Source organism: Salmonella enterica subsp. diarizonae, assembly GCF_008692785.1.
GTDB classification, from domain to species: domain Bacteria; phylum Pseudomonadota; class Gammaproteobacteria; order Enterobacterales; family Enterobacteriaceae; genus Salmonella; species Salmonella diarizonae.
Genome location: NZ_VXJV01000002.1, coordinates 41510 through 67300, shown reverse-complemented (window position 1 = coordinate 67300; position 25791 = coordinate 41510). Strand labels below are relative to the sequence as shown.

The 25791-nt window shown below is 48.9% G+C and carries 31 protein-coding genes and 1 tRNA gene; 11 read left to right on the top strand and 21 right to left on the bottom strand.

All coding sequences use genetic code 11. The annotated features are described in order from the left end of the window. Positions 1-30: 30 nt before the first annotated feature. Entirely contained in the window at positions 31-444 is a 414-nt protein-coding gene (msrB, locus tag F4V72_RS04265; protein WP_023247992.1) for a peptide-methionine (R)-S-oxide reductase MsrB, read from the bottom strand. 341 nt (positions 445-785) lie between these two features. Between msrB and gapA the strand changes: the two genes are divergently transcribed. Together gapA and F4V72_RS04255 are read left to right on the top strand one after the other, a co-directional pair. Beyond that, positions 786-1781, top strand: coding sequence for a glyceraldehyde-3-phosphate dehydrogenase (gapA, locus tag F4V72_RS04260; RefSeq protein WP_000153505.1), 996 nt, complete (start codon positions 786-788; stop codon positions 1779-1781). 335 nt (positions 1782-2116) lie between these two features. Continuing rightward, positions 2117-3001, top strand: a complete 885-nt coding sequence (locus F4V72_RS04255; protein WP_023247991.1) for a D-hexose-6-phosphate mutarotase — start codon at positions 2117-2119, stop codon at positions 2999-3001. 98 nt (positions 3002-3099) lie between these two features. Here F4V72_RS04255 and F4V72_RS04250 read toward each other — a convergent pair whose 3' ends face one another. The 3 genes from F4V72_RS04250 to F4V72_RS04240 form a co-directional block, all read right to left on the bottom strand. Then, a complete protein-coding gene (locus F4V72_RS04250) occupies positions 3100-3957 on the bottom strand; it encodes an aldo/keto reductase (RefSeq protein WP_136058241.1) in 858 nt (285 codons plus the stop codon). 94 nt (positions 3958-4051) lie between these two features. Beyond that, positions 4052-5248: an anaerobic sulfatase maturase gene (locus tag F4V72_RS04245; RefSeq protein WP_136058240.1), complete on the bottom strand. Its 1197-nt coding sequence runs from the start codon at positions 5246-5248 to the stop codon at positions 4052-4054. 288 nt (positions 5249-5536) lie between these two features. Then, positions 5537-6283 carry a MipA/OmpV family protein gene (locus F4V72_RS04240; RefSeq protein WP_053509447.1) on the bottom strand — a complete coding sequence of 249 codons (747 nt, stop codon included), beginning with the start codon at positions 6281-6283 and terminating at the stop codon, positions 5537-5539. A 422-nt stretch (positions 6284-6705) separates the two neighbouring features. Here F4V72_RS04240 and yeaG point away from each other — a divergent pair, with 422 nt between their 5' ends. The 4 genes from yeaG (at position 6706) to F4V72_RS04220 (ending at position 12754) form a co-directional block, all read left to right on the top strand. Further along, positions 6706-8640: a protein kinase YeaG gene (gene yeaG, locus F4V72_RS04235; RefSeq protein ID WP_079806029.1), complete on the top strand. Its 1935-nt coding sequence runs from the start codon at positions 6706-6708 to the stop codon at positions 8638-8640. Positions 8641-8762: 122 nt separating this feature from the next. Then, entirely contained in the window at positions 8763-10049 is a 1287-nt protein-coding gene (locus tag F4V72_RS04230) for a YeaH/YhbH family protein (RefSeq protein WP_023247987.1), read from the top strand. Positions 10050-10692: 643 nt separating this feature from the next. After that, a complete protein-coding gene (dgcJ, locus tag F4V72_RS04225; RefSeq protein WP_070802411.1) occupies positions 10693-12183 on the top strand; it encodes a diguanylate cyclase DgcJ in 1491 nt (496 codons plus the stop codon). 52 nt (positions 12184-12235) lie between these two features. Beyond that, on the top strand, positions 12236-12754 hold the full coding sequence (locus F4V72_RS04220; RefSeq protein WP_162786051.1) for a YbaK/prolyl-tRNA synthetase associated domain-containing protein: 519 nt from the start codon (positions 12236-12238) through the stop codon (positions 12752-12754). Here the strand turns inward: F4V72_RS04220 and yoaI are convergent. After that, positions 12751-12858: a small membrane protein YoaI gene (gene yoaI / locus F4V72_RS04215; RefSeq protein ID WP_023247984.1), complete on the bottom strand. Its 108-nt coding sequence runs from the start codon at positions 12856-12858 to the stop codon at positions 12751-12753. The two genes, F4V72_RS04220 and yoaI, sit on opposite strands and share 4 nt — an antisense overlap. A gap of 206 nt (positions 12859-13064) precedes the next feature. Between yoaI and F4V72_RS04210 the strand changes: the two genes are divergently transcribed. Beyond that, the gene (locus F4V72_RS04210) at positions 13065-13511 is read left to right on the top strand and encodes a DUF441 domain-containing protein (RefSeq protein WP_023247983.1); all 447 of its coding nucleotides are present in this window, start codon (positions 13065-13067) and stop codon (positions 13509-13511) included. Here the strand turns inward: F4V72_RS04210 and F4V72_RS04205 are convergent. Beyond that, positions 13491-14285, bottom strand: a complete 795-nt coding sequence (locus F4V72_RS04205) for an AraC family transcriptional regulator (RefSeq protein WP_053529815.1) — start codon at positions 14283-14285, stop codon at positions 13491-13493. The two genes, F4V72_RS04210 and F4V72_RS04205, sit on opposite strands and share 21 nt — an antisense overlap. Positions 14286-14384: 99 nt before the next feature. Between F4V72_RS04205 and F4V72_RS04200 the strand changes: the two genes are divergently transcribed. Together F4V72_RS04200 and F4V72_RS04195 are read left to right on the top strand one after the other, a co-directional pair. Further along, positions 14385-15569 carry a CynX/NimT family MFS transporter gene (locus F4V72_RS04200; protein WP_070802431.1) on the top strand — a complete coding sequence of 395 codons (1185 nt, stop codon included), beginning with the start codon at positions 14385-14387 and terminating at the stop codon, positions 15567-15569. A gap of 156 nt (positions 15570-15725) precedes the next feature. Next, positions 15726-16073 carry a DUF488 domain-containing protein gene (locus F4V72_RS04195; protein ID WP_023247980.1) on the top strand — a complete coding sequence of 116 codons (348 nt, stop codon included), beginning with the start codon at positions 15726-15728 and terminating at the stop codon, positions 16071-16073. On the opposite strand, the gene F4V72_RS04190 is transcribed toward F4V72_RS04195, so the two are convergent. Together F4V72_RS04190 and F4V72_RS04185 are read right to left on the bottom strand one after the other, a co-directional pair. Continuing rightward, positions 16059-16370 (bottom strand): hypothetical protein, encoded by a 312-nt coding sequence (locus tag F4V72_RS04190; RefSeq protein ID WP_053529816.1) that lies wholly within the window; start codon positions 16368-16370, stop codon positions 16059-16061. The two genes, F4V72_RS04195 and F4V72_RS04190, sit on opposite strands and share 15 nt — an antisense overlap. Positions 16371-16438: 68 nt before the next feature. Beyond that, on the bottom strand, positions 16439-16690 hold the full coding sequence (locus tag F4V72_RS04185; RefSeq protein ID WP_023247978.1) for a putative hemolysin: 252 nt from the start codon (positions 16688-16690) through the stop codon (positions 16439-16441). Between the two features lie 195 nt (positions 16691-16885). Between F4V72_RS04185 and F4V72_RS04180 the strand changes: the two genes are divergently transcribed. Next, on the top strand, positions 16886-16984 hold the full coding sequence (locus tag F4V72_RS04180; RefSeq protein WP_001589065.1) for a YoaK family small membrane protein: 99 nt from the start codon (positions 16886-16888) through the stop codon (positions 16982-16984). A gap of 138 nt (positions 16985-17122) precedes the next feature. Here the strand turns inward: F4V72_RS04180 and F4V72_RS04175 are convergent, their stop codons facing one another. The 7 genes from F4V72_RS04175 to F4V72_RS04140 all read right to left on the bottom strand — a co-directional run bounded on the left by F4V72_RS04175 (position 17123) and on the right by F4V72_RS04140 (position 21364). Next, a complete protein-coding gene (locus F4V72_RS04175; protein ID WP_000512151.1) occupies positions 17123-17371 on the bottom strand; it encodes a GlsB/YeaQ/YmgE family stress response membrane protein in 249 nt (82 codons plus the stop codon). A gap of 315 nt (positions 17372-17686) precedes the next feature. Next, positions 17687-18328 carry a hypothetical protein gene (locus tag F4V72_RS04165; RefSeq protein WP_053529830.1) on the bottom strand — a complete coding sequence of 214 codons (642 nt, stop codon included), beginning with the start codon at positions 18326-18328 and terminating at the stop codon, positions 17687-17689. A gap of 229 nt (positions 18329-18557) precedes the next feature. Next, positions 18558-18740, bottom strand: a complete 183-nt coding sequence (locus tag F4V72_RS04160) for a DUF1869 domain-containing protein (RefSeq protein WP_023247976.1) — start codon at positions 18738-18740, stop codon at positions 18558-18560. Positions 18741-18742: 2 nt separating this feature from the next. Continuing rightward, positions 18743-19105, bottom strand: coding sequence for a DUF1971 domain-containing protein YeaR (yeaR, locus tag F4V72_RS04155; protein WP_023247975.1), 363 nt, complete (start codon positions 19103-19105; stop codon positions 18743-18745). A gap of 172 nt (positions 19106-19277) precedes the next feature. Continuing rightward, positions 19278-19916, bottom strand: coding sequence for a leucine efflux protein LeuE (gene leuE / locus F4V72_RS04150; RefSeq protein WP_023247974.1), 639 nt, complete (start codon positions 19914-19916; stop codon positions 19278-19280). A gap of 97 nt (positions 19917-20013) precedes the next feature. Beyond that, complete coding sequence (locus tag F4V72_RS04145) at positions 20014-20796, bottom strand: transporter substrate-binding domain-containing protein (protein WP_024149664.1); 783 nt, start codon at positions 20794-20796, stop codon at positions 20014-20016. Positions 20797-20818: 22 nt separating this feature from the next. After that, the gene (locus F4V72_RS04140) at positions 20819-21364 is read right to left on the bottom strand and encodes a chorismate mutase (protein ID WP_023247972.1); all 546 of its coding nucleotides are present in this window, start codon (positions 21362-21364) and stop codon (positions 20819-20821) included. 315 nt (positions 21365-21679) lie between these two features. Between F4V72_RS04140 and F4V72_RS04135 the strand changes: the two genes are divergently transcribed. Further along, positions 21680-21928, top strand: coding sequence for a biofilm/acid-resistance regulator YmgB/AriR (locus F4V72_RS04135; protein WP_000208086.1), 249 nt, complete (start codon positions 21680-21682; stop codon positions 21926-21928). Between the two features lie 52 nt (positions 21929-21980). Here the strand turns inward: F4V72_RS04135 and F4V72_RS04130 are convergent, their stop codons facing one another. The 6 genes from F4V72_RS04130 to F4V72_RS04105 all read right to left on the bottom strand — a co-directional run bounded on the left by F4V72_RS04130 (position 21981) and on the right by F4V72_RS04105 (position 25702). Continuing rightward, entirely contained in the window at positions 21981-22829 is an 849-nt protein-coding gene (locus F4V72_RS04130; protein WP_053509455.1) for a MerR family transcriptional regulator, read from the bottom strand. Positions 22830-22897: 68 nt separating this feature from the next. After that, on the bottom strand, positions 22898-23491 hold the full coding sequence (locus F4V72_RS04125; RefSeq protein WP_053509456.1) for a helix-turn-helix domain-containing protein: 594 nt from the start codon (positions 23489-23491) through the stop codon (positions 22898-22900). Positions 23492-23635: 144 nt separating this feature from the next. After that, the gene (gene aadA / locus F4V72_RS04120; RefSeq protein ID WP_053529818.1) at positions 23636-24424 is read right to left on the bottom strand and encodes a cryptic aminoglycoside nucleotidyltransferase ANT(3'')/ANT(9); all 789 of its coding nucleotides are present in this window, start codon (positions 24422-24424) and stop codon (positions 23636-23638) included. Between the two features lie 108 nt (positions 24425-24532). Continuing rightward, complete coding sequence (gene zinT, locus F4V72_RS04115) at positions 24533-25180, bottom strand: metal-binding protein ZinT (protein ID WP_162786050.1); 648 nt, start codon at positions 25178-25180, stop codon at positions 24533-24535. Positions 25181-25290: 110 nt separating this feature from the next. Continuing rightward, a tRNA-Arg gene (locus F4V72_RS04110) sits at positions 25291-25367 on the bottom strand. A gap of 8 nt (positions 25368-25375) precedes the next feature. Further along, complete coding sequence (locus tag F4V72_RS04105) at positions 25376-25702, bottom strand: four-helix bundle copper-binding protein (RefSeq protein WP_136058239.1); 327 nt, start codon at positions 25700-25702, stop codon at positions 25376-25378. Positions 25703-25791: the final 89 nt, after the last annotated feature.

The window sequence follows — 25791 nt, the reverse complement described above, 5'->3', positions numbered from 1 at the left end:
TCCTGTGGAATAATTTGCTGAATCGTTTTTTCAGCCTTTCAACTGATCGCCGTTTTTTTCGTCAGAAAAGGCGAGCGAGGCCGAGTTAACGCAATAGCGTTCACCGGTCGGCTGCGGACCATCCGGGAAAACGTGTCCGAGATGCGCATCGCAGTTTCCGCAACGAATTTCGACACGCTGCATTCCATGAGAAAAATCGTCTATGTAACGAATCGCCTCTTCGCTGACAGGCTCGTAAAAGCTGGGCCAGCCGCAGCCTGAATCGTATTTGGTGTGGGAGTGAAAAAGCGGCGTATCACAGACCAGGCAGTGATAAACCCCATCGCGTTTATTATGCAGTAGGCGTCCAGTAAATGGCGGTTCTGTGCCACGATCCTGCGTCACATAGAATTGCATTTCGGACAATTTTTTCTTGAGTTCTTCTGCTGAAGATTGGTTAGCCATTTTCTCACATCTCACTTTAAACGTGCTCACATTGCCTGACCGATTCTAACAAAACATTAACACCTCAGTACCAACTTTTGTTCTAAACTTGATCATTGCGAAATGGCGGCTTACGAATCGTGACTGATGTCACATTATTATCTCGGTTGCCCTTTAAAATTCGGGGCGGCGCCCCCATGTGGTTTCCAGCCGAAAGGAAGAGTGAGGCGAATCAGCCGCGCAAAGGTTGTGCAGAGGATTGATTTGTCGCAATGATTGACACGATTCCGCTTGACGCTGCGTAAGGTTTTTGTAATTTTACAGGCAACCTTTTATTCACTAACAAATAGCTGGTGGAATATATGACTATCAAAGTAGGTATCAACGGTTTTGGCCGTATCGGTCGCATTGTTTTCCGTGCTGCTCAGAAACGTTCTGACATCGAGATCGTTGCAATCAACGACCTGTTAGACGCAGAGTACATGGCATACATGCTGAAATATGACTCCACTCACGGCCGTTTCGACGGTACTGTTGAAGTGAAAGACGGTCATCTGATCGTTAACGGTAAAAAAATCCGTGTTACCGCTGAACGCGATCCGGCTAACCTGAAATGGGACGAAGTTGGTGTTGACGTAGTGGCTGAAGCTACCGGTATCTTCCTGACTGACGAAACCGCGCGTAAACACATCACCGCTGGCGCGAAAAAAGTGGTTCTGACTGGTCCGTCTAAAGACAACACCCCAATGTTTGTTAAAGGCGCTAACTTTGACAAATACGAAGGCCAGGACATCGTTTCCAACGCTTCCTGCACCACCAACTGCCTGGCGCCGCTGGCTAAAGTTATCAACGACAACTTCGGCATCATCGAAGGTCTGATGACCACTGTTCACGCGACTACCGCAACCCAGAAAACCGTTGACGGCCCGTCTCACAAAGACTGGCGCGGTGGCCGTGGCGCATCTCAGAACATCATCCCGTCCTCTACCGGCGCTGCTAAAGCGGTAGGTAAAGTACTGCCGGAACTGAATGGCAAACTGACTGGTATGGCGTTCCGCGTTCCGACTCCGAACGTATCCGTTGTTGACCTGACCGTTCGTCTGGAAAAAGCTGCTACCTACGAGCAGATCAAAGCTGCTGTTAAAGCTGCTGCCGAAGGCGAAATGAAAGGCGTTCTGGGTTACACCGAAGACGACGTTGTATCTACCGATTTCAACGGCGAAGTATGCACTTCCGTGTTCGATGCTAAAGCAGGCATCGCGCTGAACGACAACTTCGTGAAACTGGTCTCCTGGTACGATAACGAAACCGGTTACTCCAACAAAGTACTGGACCTGATTGCTCACATCTCCAAATAAGTTGAGATGAAACAGTCATTGGTAAGAGCGACTCAGGTCGCTCTTTTTTTTTCCTGAAAATATACCCGTCATACTTCAAGTTACAGGTGTGTTGGCTACGCTCTTTCACCCGAATCACTGACGGAAGTCAAGCTCATCGGGATGAATCAGGGATATCCATGTCCCTGGCCGAAGGTAACCTCCGGTTGCTCAAATTCGTTCCTGACGAATTTGTCGTTCACTTGCCGCGTTACCCGGTCTGCGACCTCGCCCCTTCGGGGCCAGCGCAAGCACTGGTCAAGGCACAAGCGCCTTGTCCTGCAACTCGAATTATTTAGGGTAAAGAGGATTGCGTAATGATTAATAAAATTTTTGCTCTTCCGGCTATCGAACAGTTTACCCCTGTCCTTTCCCGCCGCCAGCTTGATGACCTTGATCTGATCGTCGTTGACCACCCGCAGGTTAAAGCCTCTTTTGCATTACAGGGCGCGCACCTTCTCTCCTGGAAACCCGTCGGTGAGGAAGAGGTATTGTGGCTCAGTAATAATACGCCTTTCAAAACCGGCGTGGCGCTACGCGGCGGCGTACCGATCTGCTGGCCCTGGTTTGGACCTGCGGCTCAACAAGGTCTGCCGTCACACGGCTTTGCGCGTAATCTGCCGTGGGCGCTAAAAGCGCATAATGAAGATGATAACGGCGTAATGTTGACATTTGAGCTGCAAAGCAGTGAGGCCACCCGAAAATACTGGCCGCACGATTTCACGCTGCTGGCACGTTTTAAAGTAGGCAAAACCTGTGAAATTGAACTGGAAGCGCATGGCGAGTTTGCAACCACATCCGCTCTCCACAGCTATTTTAACGTTGGCGACATCGCCAGCGTTCAGGTCAGCGGACTCGGCGACCGGTTTATTGATAAAGTTAACGACGCCAAAGAAGGAGTCCTGACCGACGGCGTGCAAACCTTTCCGGACCGTACCGATCGCGTTTACCTCAATCCTGAAGCATGTAGCGTGATCCACGATGCGACATTAAACCGCACGATTGATGTGGTTCACCATCATCATCTTAACGTCGTAGGCTGGAACCCTGGCCCGGCGTTGTCCGTCAGCATGGGCGACATGCCGGATGACGGCTATAAAACATTTGTGTGCGTTGAAACGGCTTACGCTACTGCGCCGCAACAAGCCACAGAAGAAAAGCCATCTCGTCTGGCGCAGACTATCTGCGTCGCTAAACGCTAAAAGTGAATTGATACCAGCGTTTCTGTAGGCCCTGGAAGGTGCCAGCCGCCATCAGGCATTACTTGCCGAATGGCGGTGCTTACGCATTTTATCCGGCGTCACACCATATCCAACGCGGTTTTCCCTTTTGGCGCAGGCCAGGCGTTGTCCAGTAAGGCAAGTTCGTTTGCTGACAAGGCGATCTTGAGCGCCGCCGCATTTTGCTTCACGTGTTCTGTACTGCCGGCTTTCGGGATCGCCACCACGCCCGGATTCGCAATCACCCACGCCAGTAAGATTTGCGCCGCCGTAGCGTTATGCGCGCACGCAATTTCATTCACCACCGGATGATTCAGTAAACCGCTACATAATCGGCCGGCCTGCGCAAGCGGACTATAGGCCATTACTGGCATCCGCTGTTGTTGACACCACGGCAATAAATCATACTCAATACCGCGTGACGCCAGATGATAGAGTACCTGATTTGTCGCACATTGCTGTCCCCCCGGGATGCGCCACAGCGCCTGCATTTCGTCATAATCAAGATTAGAGCCCCCCCAACGGCGAATTTTCCCCTGCGCTATTAGCCGCTCCATACCCTCAACGATCTCTTCGAATGAAAAGCTTCCGGCCCAGTGCAACAGATAGAGATCGAGATAATCTGTTTTCAGACGACGCAGGCTTCCCTCACAAGCGGCAACTATCTTCTGGCCACCAGCGTTCCACGGGTACACTTTTGACACCAGAAATGCCTCATCACGTCGCCCCACCAGCGCCTCGCCCACGACCTTTTCTGCCCCGCCGTCGGCATACATTTCAGCCGTATCAATAAGGCGTAACCCCAAATCCAGCCCCGCGCGCAGCGCCGAAACCTCGCGCTGACGATGATCTGCGCGCTCGCCCATATACCATGTTCCCTGTCCTATAGCAGGAAGCGTCTCCTGCCCGCAAAACGTTACGTTTTTCACTGTCTTCATTTCCTTTTCAATGTCACTCGACGGTAAAACAATACAGGACGCTTATACCCCAGGTAATGTTCGGCATCATACCGCGTAGGGGGCGATTTTCTTGTCACTGACGAATGTCATCCGCAATCATGTCGACGATGCGGGTAATATGCGCGGCGGGTCGATGATTCAATAATAATTGACGCATCACATTCATATAGGGCGTCACATGTTGAAAGAACTCCAGATATCCTTTACAGAGATAATTTTGTCGTTCGCCGCCGTCCATACAAATTCGGTGTTTCGGACAGCCGCCGTAACAGGCAAAGCGCCATGTACAGTTCTGGCAGCGTGAGGAAAGGTTTGCTTTAGCCGCGCCAAACTGCTGCTGAAAAGGAGAGGCCGCCATTTCTTCTAAAGAGTGTTGCCGTAGACTGCCCAGTTTATAGGCGGGAAAAACAAAATGGTCGCAGCTAAACACGTCGCCATTCTGCTCCACCAGCAAACTTTGTCCGCAGGTCGGCTGCATCGTACAAAGCGTGGCGGGCTCCCCCATCCAGACGCCAAGTAAGTTGTCAAAAAGCTGTACAAATATGCGTCCGACATCGTGACGTATCCATTGATCAAAAACATCGCACATAAATGCGCCCCACCCTTCAGGCGTGACGGAAAAGGGCATCAGCGAAGGCGAATCATCATTGCCAGATAACGTCAAAGAACGCTGCGCTTTTTGCGCGAGCGGCTCAACAATGGGAATAAATTGCAGGTGCTTACTTTCCAGTTCCTGCGTCAAAAAATGATAAATAGCGTTGCCATGACGGCATGACGCATCATTCACGACAGTGAGTGTGTTGAACTCGACATCATTTACCTGCAGAAGGCGGATAGCATTAACGACTCGGGAAAAAGACGCCCGCCCTGACGGCGTTTTCCGGTAATGATCATGAACGACTTGCGGCCCATCAATCGATATACCGATCAGGAACTGGTGCTGCGCAAAGAAAGCAGCCCACTCTTCATTGATTAATACGCCATTGGTTTGCAGACTGTTGTAGATAGTTTTGCCGTTGGCATAGCGTTGCTGCAAGCGCACCACTTTTTGGTAAAAAGAGAGGCCGCATAGCGTCGGCTCTCCCCCCTGCCAGCAAAACGAGACTTCTGAGGATGGCGTATCATCAATTACCCGGCGGATATACGTCTCCAGCACATCATCAGACATGACGCGCTGCCCCCGGGGTTTATCAAGATAGAAACAATATTTGCAGGATAAGTTACACAGACTGCCGCCAGGCTTGGCTACTGTGTTGAATACTATGCTCATTCGTCTTACTCGCGGTGAAGAATGGGTATAGCATAAACGGGACGTTATAGGGAGATAGTCACCAGCATTGCAACAATTACTACACTAATTGTTAGCGCAATTGTAATTACCTGGATTTTTCATATAAACGACTCGTTTTTTAAACGGATGTAACAAAGCGTGAACCACGTAAGCCTGTACCATACCCGGTTAACAGCGCATTGATATACGCCACAATATTCGCGTATCAGTCAGCACAAAGCCTGCATAACGCAGGCTTTGTAGCGGTTTTCCGACAAATTCAATCAATCAGAATCTATAGGTTACGCCAGTAGAAAGGATACCGGTCCAGGATTTATCCACCATCGGGCTATCGGTAATTTCATCCGACAGACGGGTGTAGCGCGCAGTACCGTATACGCTCCAGTTACCCGCGAAATTATAGTTAGCGCTAAGCTCAAGATACGGGTTCCAGCTATCATTTGGGTTATAGCCGCGCAGGCCGCTACGCGAAGACTCTTTACGTGATACGCCGTAATAATAGTCGTTCTGGTTCTCGCTATTCCATTCTACCCCGATACCTGGCGTTAAGGTCAGCCCGCCATTGGTATACCGATACAGCCAGGCCAGATCCCAGACGATACCGTTACTGTTATCCAACGTATCCCCTGCCAGAGAGGTACGCAGGAAACCATATTGGGTGTGATGCGCGTAAGAGACGCCCGCCATCATAGTACTTTTACGCCTGTCCAGACGACGCAACTGATGGTCGTCGCTGTCGCCCGGCTTGAAGTACATCGGGGACCAGTACGCCATGATTGACAACTTATCGGTATTGTCATTCCACAGGTAATAACCGCCGCCCAGACCGCGGAACCAGAAATTTTCGCTTTCATAAGCGATGACCGGTATCGGGTAAACATCACTATCGTAATCTTTATAAGGGTGTTCAACCACACCAACGCCTGCGCCCAGCGTCAGGTTGCTTTCAGCGTGCGCGACGCTGGCGGACGTTGCGATAAGCATGCCAAGAGCCAGAAGTTTAAGTTTGGTCACAATCCATAATTCCTTATTCAAATGTTCTGCGGCAAAAGTGTAACCGCCAATACTTATAAGCCCAACTATTTTACACAATGTAACCGTTTAATATCACCATCACAGATTATTTTCAGATGATCGGCTGATGATCGTTATGTGACCGGAAACGCTTTTTCTGACATTAACCAGGCTTTTCCACCCGATGAGTTATTGATATGTCATCGAAATCTACTGGCGCGTACAGGCAAGTTTTGCAAATGCCATCTACGCTTAATGTTAAGAAGGTGTATCACCGGGCACGTTGATCTCCTGACCAATAAAATGGCATGAGAGTTGCTTTTCCTTAGCAGAGACGGCGTTCAGTCTACCTCTTCCGGGAGCCTCTACTATTCATATGAACGGCTCTTAACATGTGCGAAAAAACGAAAGGATGGCATATCATGAATATATTCGATCACTATCGCCAGCGCTACGAAGCTGCCAAGGACGAAGAGTTCACACTGCAGGATTTTCTTACCATTTGCCGGCAAGATCGCAGTGCTTATGCCAACGCGGCAGAGCGGCTATTAATGGCTATTGGCGAGCCTAATATGGTCGACACTGCCCAGGAACCCCGACTTTCTCGACTCTTCTCCAACCGGGTGATTGCTCGCTATCCTGCGTTTGAAGAGTTTTACGGCATGGAAGACGCGATTGAACAGATTGTCTCTTATCTGAAACATGCGGCGCAAGGGCTGGAAGAGAAGAAGCAAATTCTCTATTTGCTGGGGCCTGTGGGGGGTGGCAAATCATCGCTCGCTGAACGGCTGAAATCGCTAATGCAGCGCGTCCCAATTTATGTTTTAAGCGCCAACGGCGAACGTAGTCCGGTCAACGATCATCCGTTATGCCTGTTTAATCCACAGGAAGACGCGCAGATTCTGGAAAAAGAGTACGGTATTCCGCGCCGCTATCTCGGTACGATTATGTCCCCGTGGGCGGCCAAACGGCTGCATGAGTTTGGCGGCGATATTACTAAATTCCGCGTGGTGAAAGTCTGGCCCTCTATTCTGGAACAGATTGCCATCGCCAAAACGGAACCCGGCGATGAAAACAATCAGGATATTTCGGCGCTGGTCGGCAAGGTGGATATTCGTAAACTCGAACACCACGCCCAGAACGATCCGGATGCGTATGGTTACTCCGGCGCGCTGTGCCGCGCTAACCAAGGGATCATGGAGTTCGTCGAGATGTTTAAAGCGCCTATCAAGGTGCTGCACCCATTGCTGACCGCAACCCAGGAAGGTAACTACAACGGCACGGAAGGTATTTCCGCCCTGCCCTTTAATGGCATCATACTTGCCCACTCAAACGAATCTGAATGGGTGACTTTCCGTAACAATAAAAATAATGAAGCCTTCCTCGACCGTGTCTATATCGTGAAGGTGCCTTATTGCCTGCGAATCTCCGAAGAGATCAAAATCTACGAGAAATTACTTAATCATAGCGAGCTGACTCATGCGCCCTGCGCGCCGGGCACATTGGAAACACTTTCGCGTTTCTCGATTCTTTCTCGCCTGAAAGAGCCGGAAAATTCCAGCATCTACTCGAAAATGCGCGTTTATGACGGTGAAAGCCTGAAAGATACCGACCCAAAAGCCAAATCGTACCAGGAGTATCGCGACTACGCGGGCGTGGACGAAGGGATGAACGGTCTCTCCACCCGATTCGCGTTTAAGATCCTCTCCCGCGTGTTCAACTTTGACCATGCGGAAGTGGCGGCCAACCCGGTACATCTGTTCTACGTTCTGGAGCAACAAATTGAGCGTGAGCAGTTCCCGCAGGAGCAAGCTGAGCGTTACCTGGAGTTCCTGAAAGGCTACCTGATCCCGAAATACGCCGAATTTATCGGCAAGGAGATCCAGACGGCCTATCTCGAATCTTACTCTGAGTACGGACAGAACATTTTTGATCGTTACGTGACTTATGCGGATTTCTGGATTCAGGATCAGGAGTATCGCGACCCGGATACCGGTCAACTGTTCGATCGCGAGTCGCTAAACGCCGAGCTGGAAAAAATTGAAAAACCAGCGGGTATCAGTAACCCGAAAGATTTCCGTAATGAGATAGTAAACTTTGTTCTGCGCGCCAGAGCCAACAATAGCGGCCATAATCCAAACTGGACCAGTTACGAGAAGCTGCGCACGGTGATTGAGAAAAAAATGTTCTCTAATACCGAAGAGTTGTTGCCAGTCATTTCCTTTAACGCCAAAACATCAACTGACGAGCAGAAAAAGCACGACGACTTTGTCGATAGGATGATGGAGAAAGGGTATACCCGTAAGCAGGTTCGTTTGCTGTGCGAGTGGTACCTGCGCGTGCGTAAATCGTCATGATGTTAATGCCCGGTGGCGCTTTCGCTTACCGGGCCTACAAAGTAATGTTCTGTAGACTGGCTAAGCGTTAGCGCTATCCGGCACTGACAGAATAGGCGCATAGTTGGCAGTACGGGGGGCATATGACCTGGTTCATAGACCGACGTCTTAACGGCAAAAATAAAAGCACGGTGAATCGCCAGCGCTTTTTGCGCCGTTATAAAGCACAAATTAAGCAGTCGATCTCCGAAGCGATTAACAAACGCTCAGTGACCGATGTCGACAGCGGAGAATCCGTCTCTATTCCAACCGATGATATTAGCGAACCGATGTTTCATCAGGGGCGCGGCGGTCTGCGCCATCGCGTTCATCCGGGTAACGATCACTTTATCCAGAATGATCGCATTGAGCGTCCGCAAAGCGGTGGCGGCGGCGGTTCCGGGAGTGGTCAGGGTCAGGCCAGCCAGGACGGCGAAGGCCAGGATGAGTTTGTTTTTCAGATTTCAAAAGATGAGTATCTGGATCTGCTCTTTGAAGATTTAGCGCTGCCTAATCTGAAAAAAAACCAGCATCGACAGCTTAACGAGTATAAAACTCACCGCGCTGGTTTCACCTCAAACGGTGTGCCGGCCAATATCAGCGTAGTTCGTTCGCTACAAAACTCTTTGGCGCGCCGCACCGCGATGACGGCCGGAAAACGCCGCGAACTGCACGCACTGGAAGCGGAACTGGAGACCATCAGCAACAGCGAACCAGCGCAACTGCTTGAAGAGGAACGATTACGCCGGGAGATTGCCGAACTGCGGGCTAAAATCGAGCGAGTACCGTTTATCGACACCTTTGATTTACGCTATAAAAATTATGAAAAACGGCCTGAGCCCTCCAGCCAGGCGGTAATGTTCTGTCTGATGGACGTCTCAGGTTCGATGGATCAGGCAACCAAAGATATGGCCAAGCGTTTTTACATTCTGCTCTATCTGTTTTTAAGCCGAACGTATAAGAACGTAGAAGTGGTTTATATCCGCCACCATACCCAGGCGAAGGAAGTGGACGAACATGAGTTCTTTTATTCGCAAGAGACCGGGGGGACGATTGTCTCCAGCGCGCTTAAACTCATGGATGAAGTGGTTAAAGAGCGCTACGACCCCGGACAGTGGAATATCTATGCGGCGCAAGCGTCAGACGGTGATAACTGGGCCGACGACTCACCGCTGTGCCATGAGATTCTGGCGAAAAAACTGCTGCCGGTAGTGCGCTATTACAGCTATATCGAGATTACCCGCCGCGCCCACCAGACCTTATGGCGAGAGTATGAACATCTGCAGGCGACGTTCGATAACTTCGCCATGCAGCATATTCGCGATCAGGAAGATATTTATCCGGTATTCCGCGAATTGTTTCAGAAACAGAGCGCCAATCAAAGTGCATAACCATAAATCAGCCCGTAATGCGTCACGGGCTGATTTATTACAAACTCAACGTTCACATTATTCGGCTGAAATAATTTTCCGTAAATAGCCTGGATGAAGATGCTCTGCCATATTGGGGAAATTAATCCCTTAACGCAATGCTATCACGCTAATATCACTAACACCAAGGCCATTCCCAGCCAAAAGGTAGCTCAGGCTCCTCTTCACCCTGACCAAGTATAGTACCCCTTCTGAATATGAGCAGCGGGCATGTGTTCAGGAGGTTGCGCATCTGTCATTACCGATACTGAAAAACCTGCCGCTATTAATATAAAAAACCGATAAAAAACATTTGCTTGAGCCGTTTCATCGTGCCTCCTGCGGAAGTACATTATTATCCTTACCACGTCACATTCCTTTTCACCGTAATAATAGTGGCTATTTTATTTTCGTTAGTGTTAAAGCGATGCCGTTAATTAACAACTTACTTTTTGCGACAATAGTCACGACTGAAAACATCAACGCCGCGTATTATTGGATTTATTAAATCGAGAATGATTTTTATTCCAGAACATCAACACGTTTTATTTTTAAACAGTCTATTAGAGGAATTCTCATCACTATGGTAAACTAACGCATCCGACTTTCAGGGCTGTAGTTCATCATGAATTTGCATCATAAAGCGCTCAGGCACTTTATCTCGGCAAGCGTCATCGTTTTGACATCGTCCTTCCTGATTTACGAACTTATTGCCAGCGACAGGGCAATGAATGCCTATATGCGTTATATCATGGAGAGAGCCGATTCGTCGTTTCTGTACGATAAGTACCAGAATCAAAGTATCGCCGCACATTTGATGCGAACCTTTGAAGCGCCGGGAGAGCCTGTCACCGCAGAAAAACGCCACGCGTTCTGCGCCGCCTTTGAAACCATTAACGGTACGCACGGCGTCAACCTGACTCGGCATAATTATCCAGCGCTGCATGGCACTCTGCAAACCGCCGCCACACGGTGTACCGATAATCTTGATGACGTCTTTTTGCTGCCTGCGTTTGATCAGGCGGTAAGCATCAACCGTGCGCAGGACGACCACAGTCACGGATTGGGCACACTGGAGCTTAAATTCCGCTATTATGTTGATTTAAATAAACATTATGTCTATTTCTATGATTTAATCAACTCGCGGCGCTTCGCCATGCATCGTTGGACTTTTTTACAAAAAGGTACAATGGGTATTAACAGAAAAGATATAGATAAACTTTTTACAGGCCGCACGGTTATTTCAAGTATTTACATGGATGATATTACCCAGGAAAACGTCATGAGCTTTTTAACGCCTGTCTATCTGGCGGGGACATTAAAAGGTATCGTGATGGTGGACGTTAACCAGGATAATTTAAAAAATATTTTTTATACCCAGGACCGTCCGCTGGTTTGGCGTTATCTTAACGTTACCTTAAAAGATCTGGACTCCGGAAAAGAGATCATTATTAACCAAAGCAAAAATAATCTGTTTCAATATGTGAATTATAACCATGATATCCCTGGCGGACTGCGCGTTTCTTTGTCCCTTGATTTAACCTATTTCCTTGTCTCGTCCTGGAAAGCGCTGGCCTTTTACTTACTGGCAACGGCACTCCTGCTTAATATGGTACGGATGCACTTTCGGCTTTATCGCAACGTCACGCGCGAAAATATTAGCGATGCTATGACCGGGCTTTACAACCGTAAAATATTAACACCGGTACTGGAACAGCGACTACAACGACTGGTCAATGCCGGTACGCCAGTGACATTTGTCGCCATTGATTGCGATAAGTTAAAACTGATCAACGATACCCAGGGACACCAGGAAGGCGACCGGATCATTACCCTATTGGCAAAAGCGATTAAAACATCGATTCGTAAAAGCGATTACGCTATTCGCCTCGGCGGCGATGAGTTCTGTATTATTCTTGTCGATTACGCGGCGGATTTGGCTATCCATCTGCCAGAGCGTATTATTCGTAACCTGCAAATTATCGCACCGGATAAGACAGTCCATTTTTCCGCCGGGATTTATAATATGCAGCCCAATGACACGATTAATGATGCCTACCAGGCTTCCGATGCGCAGCTCTATCTGAACAAACAACAAAAACAGCATCGTTCATAATAGTGTTTCGCAGTAAATTTTCATATTGCACCAGGAGTGAGAAATGACCGAAATGACTGAAGTCGCGAAGGGCGTCGCTACGCACCAGCGTTTAGTGGCCTTATTAACGCAGGAGAACGCGCGCTATCGCGTGGTTAGCCATGATGCGGTAGGAAAATGCGAGGCAGTTTCTGAAATACGTGGTACCGCGCTGGGCCAGGGCGCAAAAGCGCTGGTCTGTAAAGTCAAAGGCAACGGCGTCAACCAGCATGTTCTTGCTATTTTAGCGGCCGATCAGCAAGCAGACCTCTCTCAGCTTGCTTCGCATCTGGGCGGCTTACGCGCCTCCCTTGCCAGCCCGGCGGAAGTCGATACGCTGACCGGCTGCGTTTTTGGCGCAATCCCGCCTTTCAGTTTTCACCCAAACCTGAAACTGGTCGCCGATCCGCTCCTGTTTGAGCGTTTCGATGAAATTGCCTTTAATGCCGGTCTGCTGGAAAAATCAGTCATTATGAATACACAGGACTATCTGCGCATCGCCCGACCGGAACTGGCAATCTTCCGCCGCTCGCAGTCATCGCCAACGGCTTAGCCCCCTCCCCGTTCAAGGAGCAAGACAGACACAACGATAATGATAAAAATGGCGAAAAACGACGCCGTAATCATCAGCGCTTCAAGAAACGGTGGATCGTACATAATTGTATCCTCCGGAAGACAACAATGACGGTTCACCTGTTATCAGTACGCTGCGTTGATGGCAATTTAATGACAAACGCCGTTTTTCGCATAGAGATTATCTTTCAGGCAGTTGCCTGAAAACCGTATCAATCGTTAAAAACGCCTGTGCGCTTTCCCGTTTGGGCGTAAAGTCGTCGGGCTTACTTTTTGGCAAGGAAACCATAATGTTTGATGTCACTCTGCTGATCCTGCTCGGACTGGCAGCTCTGGGATTTATCAGCCACAACACTACTGTCGCCGTCTCAATTCTGGTGCTGATTATTGTCCGCGTAACCCCGTTGAATACCTTTTTTCCCTGGATTGAAAAACAGGGACTCACCGTCGGGATTATCATTCTGACCATCGGTGTGATGGCCCCCATCGCCAGCGGAACCCTGCCGCCCTCCACATTGATCCACTCTTTTGTAAACTGGAAATCGCTGGTCGCGATTGCCGTCGGCGTTTTCGTCTCCTGGCTGGGCGGTCGCGGCGTTACGCTGATGGGAAACCAACCGCAGCTCGTCGCCGGGCTGCTGGTCGGTACGGTTCTTGGCGTTGCGCTGTTTCGCGGCGTGCCGGTCGGCCCACTGATTGCGGCGGGGCTGGTCTCTTTAATTGTGGGAAAACAGTAACTCGCCCGTCAGATACTGGCCTGGAGTTTGTCCCAGGCCTTTTTTAAACATCGTAATGAATGCCGTGGTGGAATCATAACCCAGCATGTGCGCGGTCTGCTGTACATTACATCCCGCTATCAGCGCTTGTAGCGCCAGAATTAATTGCAACTGATGACGCCAGCGACGAAAGCTTAGCCCCGTCTCTTTGACGACCAGCCGGGCAAGGTTACGCTCGCTCATCGCGAATACGCTGGCCCACTGCCCTAACGTATTCCATCGCGCAGGCTCCTGCGCCATTGTCTCCACCATTTGGCGAATTTTCGGATGCGCCGATACCGGTAATTGCAATTGTTCCTGCGGCTGCTGCGGCAGTTCATCAAACAACACCCGAATAAGGCGCTGCGTTGGCATTTGCGTTCTTTCGAGATCGGTTCTACGCGCCAGCGACAAAATCAACTCCCGGCATAAAGGCGAAATTTTTAACGTACAGCAACGCTCCGGCATGACGACCGCCGCAGGTTCAATAAATAAAAAGCACAGCTCCGCTCCTGCGGTCACATGATTACTGTGCGGCAGCGAGCCGGGGAGCCAGACAGCATACTGTGGGGGAACCATCCACATTGCATTTTCCACCTCGCAGGTAATCGCGCCGTGCAGAGCGAGGATCAACTGTCCCTTCCGATGTTGATGGCGAGGACTAAACAGTTCATCGTCCCTGGCGCGAATACAAAAGGCCACTGCGGCGTCGTGGTGAAGGTCGGGATCGTAACCGTCCAGTCTCAGGCCAATCATTATATTGTCCGATTTTAGCGATAAATTGTCATTTTAGCTTGATTCATCACAACAGTAAAAACTGTAAGGTATCGTCTCGCCTGACGAAATGAGAAAATGATGACGACTGCCCTTTCACCACGCGGCAAACAGGGCGCTTTCCTGATTGCCGGTATTTTGATGATAGCCACTACGCTGCGCGTTACATTTACCGGCGCTGCGCCGTTGCTGGAGACAATCCGTGCGGACTATGGTCTTTCCACCGCCCAGACAGGCCTGCTAACAACCTTGCCGCTCCTGGCGTTTGCGCTGGTTTCGCCGCTGGCGGCCGGTATTGCCCGTCGGCTTGGGATGGAACGCAGTCTGTTCGCTGCAATGCTGCTAATTTGCGCGGGTATTGCCCTCCGCTCCCTCCCCTCCGCCGCGCTGTTGTTTACCGGAACCGCGATTATTGGTTGCGGGATCGCGCTGGGTAATGTGCTGCTACCAGGCTTGATTAAGCGCGATTTTTCACAACATGTCGCCAGACTGACGGGCGCGTATTCATTAACGATGGGCGCTGCCGCCGCGTTGGGGTCCGCGCTGGTGGTTCCGCTGGCATTACACGGTTTTGGCTGGCGCGGCGCACTGTTAATGCTGATGCTGTTTCCGCTATTGGCGTTTCTTATCTGGTTGCCGCAGTGGCGCACTACCCGCTCAGCTAACCTGAGTAGTTCCCGGGCATTACATGAACGCGGTATCTGGCGTTCACCTTTAGCCTGGCAAGTTACGCTGTTTCTGGGACTTAACTCACTGATCTATTATGTGATTATCGGCTGGTTACCGACAATACTTATCAGCCACGGTTATAGCGAAGCGCAGGCAGGATCGCTACATGGCCTGCTGCAACTGGCGACCGCCGCGCCTGGGTTAGCCATTCCGCTTATTTTGCATCGCTTTAACGATCAACGCTGGATTGCCGCGCTGGTCTCACTATTGTGCGCGGCTGGCGCGGCGGGACTTTGGTTTGTGCCGGGCCAGGCGGTCATCTGGACGCTACTGTTCGGCTTCGGTTCAGGCGCGACGATGATCCTCGGCCTGACGTTTATCGGTCTGCGCGCCAGTTCGGCGCATCAGGCGGCGGCGCTTTCCGGCATGGCGCAGTCGGTCGGGTATTTACTGGCGGCATGTGGGCCACCAGTCATGGGAAAACTTCATGATGCCAGCGGTAGCTGGTATCTGCCACTATCAGGCGTGACGGTTCTGGCTATCGTCATGGCGATTTTCGGCCTCTACGCCGGGCGCGATCGGGAGATAGCGTCATAAATAAACCTGATGCCAACCCCTGGATGCCTGATGGTCAGGCCTGATCCATTAAAATTATTACCGCTATCCGGCAAAATGCGTCCCTTAAACGCCGGTCAGCGTGGTATATATTTAGCGGCAAAAGTACCGTAAGCGGCACTATCACAGGAGGGAAAAATGCTAATCCAGTGTAAGCGCGTCTATTTCCCGGCGGAAAAAGACGATGGTTATCGGGTGTTGGTTGACAGACTATGGCCGCGAGGCATTAAAAAAGCGGCGCTGGTCTATGATGAATGGAATAAGGCCATTACGCCTTCCACTGAATTGCGCAAAGCCTTTCATAGCGAAGTGATTGATTTTAACCACTTCGCGCAGCAATACCGGGCAGAACTCGCGCAACAACGACAAGAAGGCAAACGGCTGGCGGATATTGCCCGACACCAACCGCTGACGTTGCTATACGCCGCCAAAGATACTCGCCAGAACCATGCCATTGTGCTGGCGGAGTGGCTACGAGAACTGTGATTGTCGGACCGCCGCCAGGCCTGGTTGTCTGTCCGGGGACAACGGCATCAAATGTTCTGCGCGTACCCAGGCCAGGCCGTGCTGACCATCGGCGGAGGCTACGTCGCCCGTCACTAGCCACAGCGCCCGAGGCGCTTCTTTCGGCAGTATGGTGACGTGCCCATTTAGCGGATTAATGAATTCATCGCCGGGTTGACACAGGCAAAATAGCTCAACCGACTTACCAATATTCCGCCGTCCGGCGGGCGTTTTAGCGCCAATAACTATTGCCAGAGCGCCCGGCTTTAACTGAAACATATTTTCTTGCGCCGCATGAAACTCATTATCAGATTATTCTTAATCATATCGCGTCGGACCACAGGTTGTCACTTTTTCGTATCAGGGTGATCTCTGCGCCACAACGTCCACTCATCAATGATCTCGCCATTGGGCAATTTGCAATCGGAACGCACGCCTTGCGGGGTCTGCACCGGCATCAGCGTACCGCCTTGTTGCTCGCAGTAGACGGCTGCCGGATTAGGCATTCCGATACGCGGCGGCCTTGAGACATCGGGTTGCGACGATGAACAAGCGCTCAGCAGCAATACGCCTGGCAACGCAAGCCACGTAAATTTCATAACGGCTCCTTAAAGAGATATTTTGTCCAGGATAACCTGACGGGTACGCTATTTCCATACTTTCTGTCTGCGCTTTAGCGGGTATTTATCCCAGGTTAAGTAAGTCACAGCCCCCTCCTGTCACAAAGCAACCGACCTTTTGTCGCTGAGGGAACCCTGCTATTCTGGCCCCCCCTGAACAGTGAAGGTAATAGCATGAGAGTGGGTATCCTGTTCCCTGTCGTCATTTTCATTACGGCAATACTATTTTTGGCATGGTTTTTTATTGGCGGTTACGCCGCGCCGGGTGCATAACAATGAGGAAAACAACGATGGTGTTGATGGGCATCGCGCTAATTGCGGTGCTGGGTACAGAACTGGGCTGGTGGTAAATCCATTTTAAATAATAAAGGCTACCTGTCGTAGCCTTTATTATCTCTGGAGGTTTTGCGTTTAACTTTTGATTTTTCTGTAGATTAACAGCACGACAATCGCGCCGATCACCGCGACTGCAAAGCTGCCGAAGTTGAAACCATCCACTTTGCCGAAGCCAAAGAGCGTACTGATCCACCCTCCGACTACCGCACCAACGATCCCCAGAATGATCGTCATAAAGAATCCGCCGCCATCTTTACCTGGCATGATCCACTTAGCCAAAATACCCGCAATAAGTCCAAAAATAATCCATGAAAGAATGCCCATTTTTTCCTCACTTATGTCTTAACGTTAGCGGTTTATTTGCCGTTAAAAAGAATAGCACATCGTCAGGAAAATGAAGTTTGTGATGACCATCACCTTTTAGCGTCGTAAATAAAGACACATAAACATCAGGGTTGCATCCTTTAATGATAACGATTATCTTTATCAATACCGAGTGGTTGAGTTTATAACCCACCTGTTCGGTACGACATTGCTCACATTGCTTCCAGTATTGTTTGCCCGCCTCGCCGAGCGCGGGCTTTTTTTTTGCTAACCGCTATGTATCCCATGTTGAATCCGTGGTCTTTGTCAACCGATCTATTTTGCGTGGTACGAGGCCATCTCCAGCGCAGTATATTCATCCTGCTTGTCCTGCTGCATAAACCCAACGGTCACCATAAACAAACCGATCATAAATGGCACTTCGTACAATTCTTCAATTAAATCGGTGTAATGGGCGTTATGTAGGAATACTGGCGACAACAATCGATGATGCTCAACAGTGTCGGAAATCAGGTATGAACACGCCGTCACGGCAAACAGCCACAACGGCAGAGGAACGTCCCGCAACCGACGAACAATCTCTTTACGTAACCCGGCAGAAAACAGGACTGGCAATACCAACGCAGCAATTAATAGCACTGAAATCGTTCTGAACAGTATACGCGGCTCGTCAGGGAAATAGTCACGCCCCCAACTGGTGCTTCTACCCAGCAGTACCACCCACCAGACAACAGCCCATAGCCAAAACTGCTTTGCCCCTTCGGGACGGGAAAATGGCCGTATATACCAGGCGGTAAAGAGTGCCCCAAACAGCAACCATAACGCTTGTCCGTTTTCAATCCATCTGACCACCACGCCATTAAGCAAAGGCAATTGCCAGTCCGCCGTAAACGGAATAACCACAGCGGCAAGCGCAAGAATAAGTGCTGACGAAGTTAATCGGGTATCGAGTTTCATGATCATAAGACTCTTCTGGTTTTTAATACCCAATCATAAATTTTATGAATACGCTCTCATTAGCAAACAATGCGATATTCTTAATGTTTTCTTAATGTTTCTTTTCAACCGATGTCTGGTGTAAATAAACAGCGCTTCCCGATAAGCAAAAACCGCATCACACTGGCCACGTGCGATGCGGTTTTTGTTTTAAAAAATCACTTTATGTCAATGATATATTTCGCTATTCTTACCAACCGCAAACGTCGTGTTCGTTTTCGGTATCGTAAGAGCGCACGGTATTGACCAAATTCTTTACAATGTCTGCAGCAACTTCAGGCACCAGCAATGTCATTGGCGCTTCCGTTTCATAGTCCACGGAGACGCCGTTGCTATTATTCGTGACCGTGACGGTATAAGTGGCTTTTCCCATCATTATTCTCTCCCGGTATGAACGACTTTTCGTGAGTTTGCCCCTTCCATCAGCACTTCCGGCGCGACAAAAAAGTCGATGTTAAAATAGGTGTCGTCTGTCATGACCTCAATATTGTGCCACTTTTCCGGAGGAAAAACGCCAAACTCGCCGGCATTGATTACCATGATTTCTTCCGGCTCAGAGCAGTATTCATCAGCGTATCCGAGATATTTGACCGCCCCCTGCATCACCGAGAGGCGAGGATAAACGCCGGGTCGCGTTCCCTTATCAAGGTGGCGTTCGAAAATTCCGGCAGGCGCCGTCTCTTTGTTCCAGAATGGCGTGGAACGGGTATGGATATGGTTTTGTGGAATTTGCAGCATTTTCTTCCCTCTTCCCGCAGGTCACTCAACGATAGTCTCATCGCTGTCGTAAGAAGGTTACGCCCAAAAAACAGCATCTTAAATACCATTTATTGGTTACTCTTTTGCTGTTTTCCACGCGATAAAACGGAAAGGAGAGCAATGACCCGCCGTTGTCAGCGGGTCGATGGGGTTAAGACTGAAGCGTTGCCAGCCGGGCGGCGAACCCGACAAAAAGAAGACCAATCAAGGAATTGCCCACTTTTGCCAGTTTCTTTTTGGTACCAATATAGTGGGTTACAAAAGCGCCAGAAAGAATTAAAAAACTCAGATAGCAGAAACTGACGATTTCAAGGGTGATCGCCAAAATAAAAAATGACGCCCCGGTATGCGGCGCATTGACATCAATAAATTGCACAAAAAAGGAGACATAAAAAAGTATGGCTTTAGGATTAGTCAGGCTAAGAATTAACGCACGTTTAAAAATAGCGCCAAAAGGAACCACCGTTTCCGCTGCCGCACGCCCTTTCGAGGTCAGAGTGGCGTAAAGAATTTTTGCGCCAAGGTAAAGCAGATAAAACGCGCCGAGATAACGAACAATGTTAAACAGAACCGGCGTTGTTTTGATCAGCGTCGCCACGCCCGCATACGCCAGAAACATTAATACCGCATCGCCGATAAATACGCCGCATGCGGCAAGATATCCTCCTTTAACCCCGCGTCCCACGCTATTTTTAAGCACAAAAAGCGTATTCGGCCCGGGTACCAGAACGATAAAAATCGCCCCGACCAGGTACGTCCAATAATTCAGAACTCCATACTCCGCGAACACATTAACCTCTTCCTGAAAAGATTTACGCTTAACTGCGAAACAATATGCTAACGAATGCACCGGAAGATGGGAAGCGAAACCACGCCTCTCCAGGCCGCTATTCCGCCACGCTTATATCCAAATCACCAAAATAACGTTCTTTTATCGCTAACCAGACGCCGTTACGCTTAATTTGCTCCAGTCCCTGATTGATTAATCGTTGTGTCGCCTCATCCTCTTTACGGATACCGTAAGCCGAACCAATGCTGAATAAATGCGTATCCGTCACTGCTGAACCTTTTACTTCAAACGCCTCGCCTTGCACAGTGTGTAAAAACCCAAATTTCAGCGCAATGGCCGGACACAACGCGCCATCCAGGCGTCCGGCCACTAAGTCCAGATAAATCGACGCCATATCAGGATAGCTTTTTATCACTACCCCGGCAGGCAGCCACCAGGTATTGGCCCACGTTTCCTGAATACTTCCTTGCTCCACCGCGATATTTTTGCCCTGTAACCGCGTAACCTGCGGCAGTAAATTCACCGCTTTTCTGGCAACCAGTACCGTGGGGTCATGGTATACATAGCGGCTAAAAGCAATTGACGCCCTTCTTTTTGGCGTAACGCCAAGCGGCATGATGAAATCGACTTTTCGCGCCAGCAGTTCCGGGATCTGCGCATCAAAGCTGTTCACGACATAATGACATTTTGCATTTATGGCCTGACACAGCGCGTTTGTTATATCAATCACAAATCCCGTCGGATTGCCATGTTGATCTCTGACCTGGAGCGGAGGATTGGTTAAATCCACCCCAACACGCAGAAGTTTTGGTTCCGCGTGTCCTGCGGTTGCCAGCATGAATAAGCCTGACATGATCAGTACACTCGCTTTTCGGGGCATTACCACTTCTCGTTATGTGGGATTAACGCGCGCGTCGCACCAGAGACAATGCTGCCAACATATCACTGATATCGCTCTCATTCAGATTCGGCGCATTAAACTGCGCTCTCAGCCACACCATATCCTCGTGGCTGAAAGCGCCGACCATCAAGCGCTGGCTGATAATGATCAACAGTTGATTATCAATTTGTCGAATTCGTTGCCGGGAGGTCGACAATGTTTGTATCGGAAAGGAGGGTTCCGACCCGCTTTGCCACTGCGCTAAATAGCGGTACTGTATCGCTTTACTGGCATCCATTAGCGAACGAATAAAAGGGGCTATCGAATGCGGGTCCAGCCCGTTATTTTTCGCTTCTTCTTCAGCCTCGGCAAAAACATTTTGTTCACGCGCGAAATCCTCTATCGGTAGATGGTGTTTCATTTTATAAGCAGCCACTTCTTTCATTAATAACATGCGTTCATTGAGCGCCGTAGAGAGCGCGCCGAGCGATACCGACGTTACCGCATCAGCAAAAGTGGAACTACACATCAATAAAGAACAAAGAAAAATGGCGATATAGCGAATCATTAATCAATCTCCTTTTACGGAGACCTGACAGTAATTTACCTATATTAAGATAACATTAAGTAATTATTACATATAGGTATTAATGATTGTTCGTTTAAATTTGGGTTACAAAAAGAGCAGGCCGTTGATTCTGCTAAATCTTTACCTGCATTTAACGTGCATAAAATATACAACAAACCACATATGTGTGATGCAAGTCACATTTTTATGATTTTTTATTACAGTTTTATGATATAGGTCTAACTTTAATAGGTCACTAATTTCTCTCCCCCGCTCAGGGAGATCGGCTTCAATTTACATCGAATATGGTGAAATATGACTACCATTACACTAGTCAATGAACAAAATAGTACTGGCAACCCTTTTTCTGCACATATGTTATGTGAACAGCGAGCTATTCAGGAAATTACTTACGAACTATTGCAATCACAGCAGCATGTCTCAAATAAGGATATTATCGCAAAACTTATTGAAAAGCTGGAAACAGAAAAAGACGTAGTCCAGCTTGATATTTACCGTAACGCCTTAGAAGCCGTTTTGTTTCAGACACCTGACGACATCTAATATAAACAAGGGAGAGTTTACTCCTCCCTTGTTCGTTAATAATATGGATGCTTCAACGTGCTGCGCCTGATTTTACGTAACCGTTTGAATAAGTTTGTGGCGCGACATGCTGCATTTTATCTGGCATGTCGTGCTGCTGGTATACGGCTGACAATAATGTTAAGCCCGGGCCGTTTTTTATCTGAAGACTAAATTTACCCGATTCTTTTAAAGACTGAATAAGGTTTTCCTGAGCGGGTGTTAATGTCTCATCATGCCACAGAACAATATGCTCGAAAGCGGTTGATAAAAGATCGGGCATCGGCGCCTGCCAGGGGATGACTTCAACCCTCATACCTTCACTACAATATTTAATCGTTTCCAGCCATAGCTCAATAGGATCGTTTAGCGAAAACGCGGCAATCAGCATTGTGCCCGCCGGCGCCTTCCGTACGCTACTTAGCTGGAAGGTGGCGTATTCAATAATCGCTGTATCCAGTAATGCCTTTTCAAATCGACGCGCATCATCATCGCCAACTGACAGCCACAGCCGTAAAGGACGCAGTATTGACTCAATCACGATGACCGGCGGGATTTCCCGACCATAACGCCAGAGTAATTTTCGCAGTTTGGCAGGTTCGAATTTTCTACACTGTGCTAAAATCTCCTCCTGGTAGAATAACCATCCAGAGCGGCAATGCGTCTCTTCACCATAGAGGGCGGGCTTGATCTCTTTTAATGAGAAACCTTTGCTTAATGCGTCGATAATATGCTGTATTCTGATAACATCTTCTATGCAATAAAAACGATTGCCAGCTTCATCCTTGACGGGCTCAAGCAGACCATAGCGTTCCCAGGATCTGATATTCGCTGTTGTGACGCCACACTGCGCAGCCATTGCGCTAATACTAAAAGTAGCCATGTCTGTCTGGCCTCATGATGATGTAAGAAAGCATAGTGAACCTAAACGTCATCAGAAGCAAATCATTATTAAGCAATAGCCTTACTATTTACATGAGAAATTAGATTACTGACATTACTTATTGTAATCCAGTGCGTAAAGGCTTTAGATACCGATAGTATTTGATAGTCCAGGACCGTTCTACAACCTAATTTAGCTAAAACATGGTAGCGTACTGAGTAAATAGTTTTTAAATGCACATTTAGCTCACGGCTTATTTGTCGGATATCCATTCCTTTGACTAACATCGCCAGAACATTTTTTTCATTCGCCGTTAATCGGACTTTCTCTGGTCTGGGAAAAAATTGACCAGAACTTGCCTGAATCAGTAATTCGCGCCACTCGGAAATTGATGCATCTATTTTTATTCGATAAATAGTATGGTGTTCATCAATAAAGTTATATTCATTATGGGTAACAATCCCGATGAGCACCGTTTTAAATGCGCTTGTAATATATTGCTGTACGGTGTAGTAATCGTCGATATCAAAGATAATATAATTTACGTTGCCAACTATTATTGCGGCGTCCTTAAATATGGATTCCAGACCATAATTAAGAAACAGGTTTTCGCTCAATAGTCTTGTATCTGTCTTTAAAACAGATGATGCGGAACCAGTCATAACCACCTCAACAAAACGAGAGCCATGTGGGAATGTCCATTCCATGGCTCACATAAGATCATCTGCTTTATTCAGCGATGATAACTTATTAAGTAGTAGTTGAGGAACGCCGTTTGCGCAACCCGGCAGACGTCCTGGGGCATCTTATGTGAACTGCGTGGGGATGTGCGCTTTCGCAAAATCCACAAAGCGTACGACCGCAGGCAGCAAAATACGCCAGTCCTTTTTCTCCAGACCTAAATATTCACGCTGCGCCGCACGCAACGTAGCGGCATAATCTTCTGGCAACTGAGGTAACAGCCAGTCGGCAGCAGCATTCTTAGAGGTAAATCTCCCGGTAGAAAGGGTGTACCAGATGCGCGCCAGGGTTAAAACGATATGGTACTCATCTCCCTGCACATCTGCCGCAGATTGCCAAAGGTCGAGGGGATAACGCAAGGCCTTCACCAACTGCGCCGCGGGAGCCGGCGTGAACAGCCGTTCTGCGTGTTCCCCCTTTAGCGGTATACTGGCTTCCAGAATCTGGGTTATCAGTAGCACAATATCCCAGTCCTGCTGCGCTGGCTCATAAATCCCCTGACAAATGTCCTCTCTTAGCCATTCGCCAAATTGCATTTCCCGGGACGGTGGAAAACGCCAGGGAACCAGTTGCGAATAGAGCACGACAGTGACCTCCAGAGCGCGTTTTTCTGCCGACAGCCCCGACGGCGATGAAAGCGCCAGCAATTCACGCATCAGCGTTGCGCGTTGGGCCTCCGTCAGCGGCTGGCATATTGTCACCAGCAGATCAATATCGCTGTTTGGCTTCAGACCGCCCGCGACAGCGGAACCATATAAATGAATAGCACGCAACGTGTCGCCTGTTACACGAGTAATCAGGCGACACGTTGCATCCGTCTGGCACTGAATAGAGGGCGGTATGGACAGGATCATCGTTACTCCGGATTGCAGATATCTTTTTATTTTGGTTGCCAGAAATATGGCATAACGGCAGAAAAAAAGCTCGCTATTCATGGCGAGCTTTTAACGTTGCAATCAGGCTTAATGATGCAGCATTTCGTCAACTACCTCATTCGCCTTTAACTGATAAGGATAATAGGTAGGCCAGTTTTCCATTTCTTGCAACAATGCCTGCTGTGAAGTATTTCCCATAAAGATATGGAAGTGACCAGATTTGCGCGGCGCAATAATATGATCGCTAAACTGAACATATTTAGGCGCTTTGCTGTTCGCATCTTTACATTCGAACAGATAGCGCACACCTTTTTTACCCGAGACGTAAGTCAGAATTTTATAGCCAGCATAATCATATTTACAGGACGCAACGTTATTGTCGCGATGAAATTCTATAACGCCATTTTCAATGCCGATAGTTTCAACATTCGTCGCGTATCCTTTGCGATAATATGCTTTAATATCCTCAAACGTTTTTCCCGGGTCTTTCTTCGCCTTTTGTCTGAATACAGGCTCCAGTTCGCCGCTGACCAGATAGGGATAGACGGATTGCCACATACCATCCCAGTCTGTGAGTGCGCGATCGCGTACATTAGCGTCATCAAACACACCCGCTGCCGCTTTTTGCTCAACCTCCGTCATCGGCGCGCCATGCTCATGATGGCCATGCGCGAAGGCAGGACTATTCACAAACAGCATTCCCAGAACTATTGTCAGTTTTTTTAAATGAATCACCAAAACGTTACCCTCATCTTTCTTAGAAAGATGTTTGTTATATTATAACATTACCTTTATTTCAACACAAACTAAGCGGCCACCGCGCAGGTGGCCTTTTTGACGTCAACTGGTCCGCCATCGAGGAATTGAACCCCGAACCTTAGAGGTAGAAGCTCTATGCTCTATCCGGTTGAGCTAATGGCGGGAGAAAAATTACGCGGCCATTTTAAGGCAGGCGTCTGCGCACTGGCTGCACGCCCGCGCACAGTTCTGGCAATGATCGTGGTCGTGCCTTGCACACTCTTCGGCGCAGGCTTTGCAGATATCTGCGCAAAGGCGGCATACTTTCTGTGAATACTCGCTTTCCAGCGCCATAAATTGCGCCGCCAGGCGACAAATGGCCACACATTGCATATCTAACTGAATGCAATGCTTCATCATTTCGACGTTATCTTCACGCAGACAAGAAGAAGCGCAGATATCACACGCTGCGGCGCATTCATAACACTGTTCAATACACCCACGATGCTCTTGTTGCATAAGTCACTCCTTATTTTATTAAGAGGAGTAGATAAGTCTGCACAGAAACGCAGGGATAGCCAAACGGCTAACCCTCTTTTTCATACTTT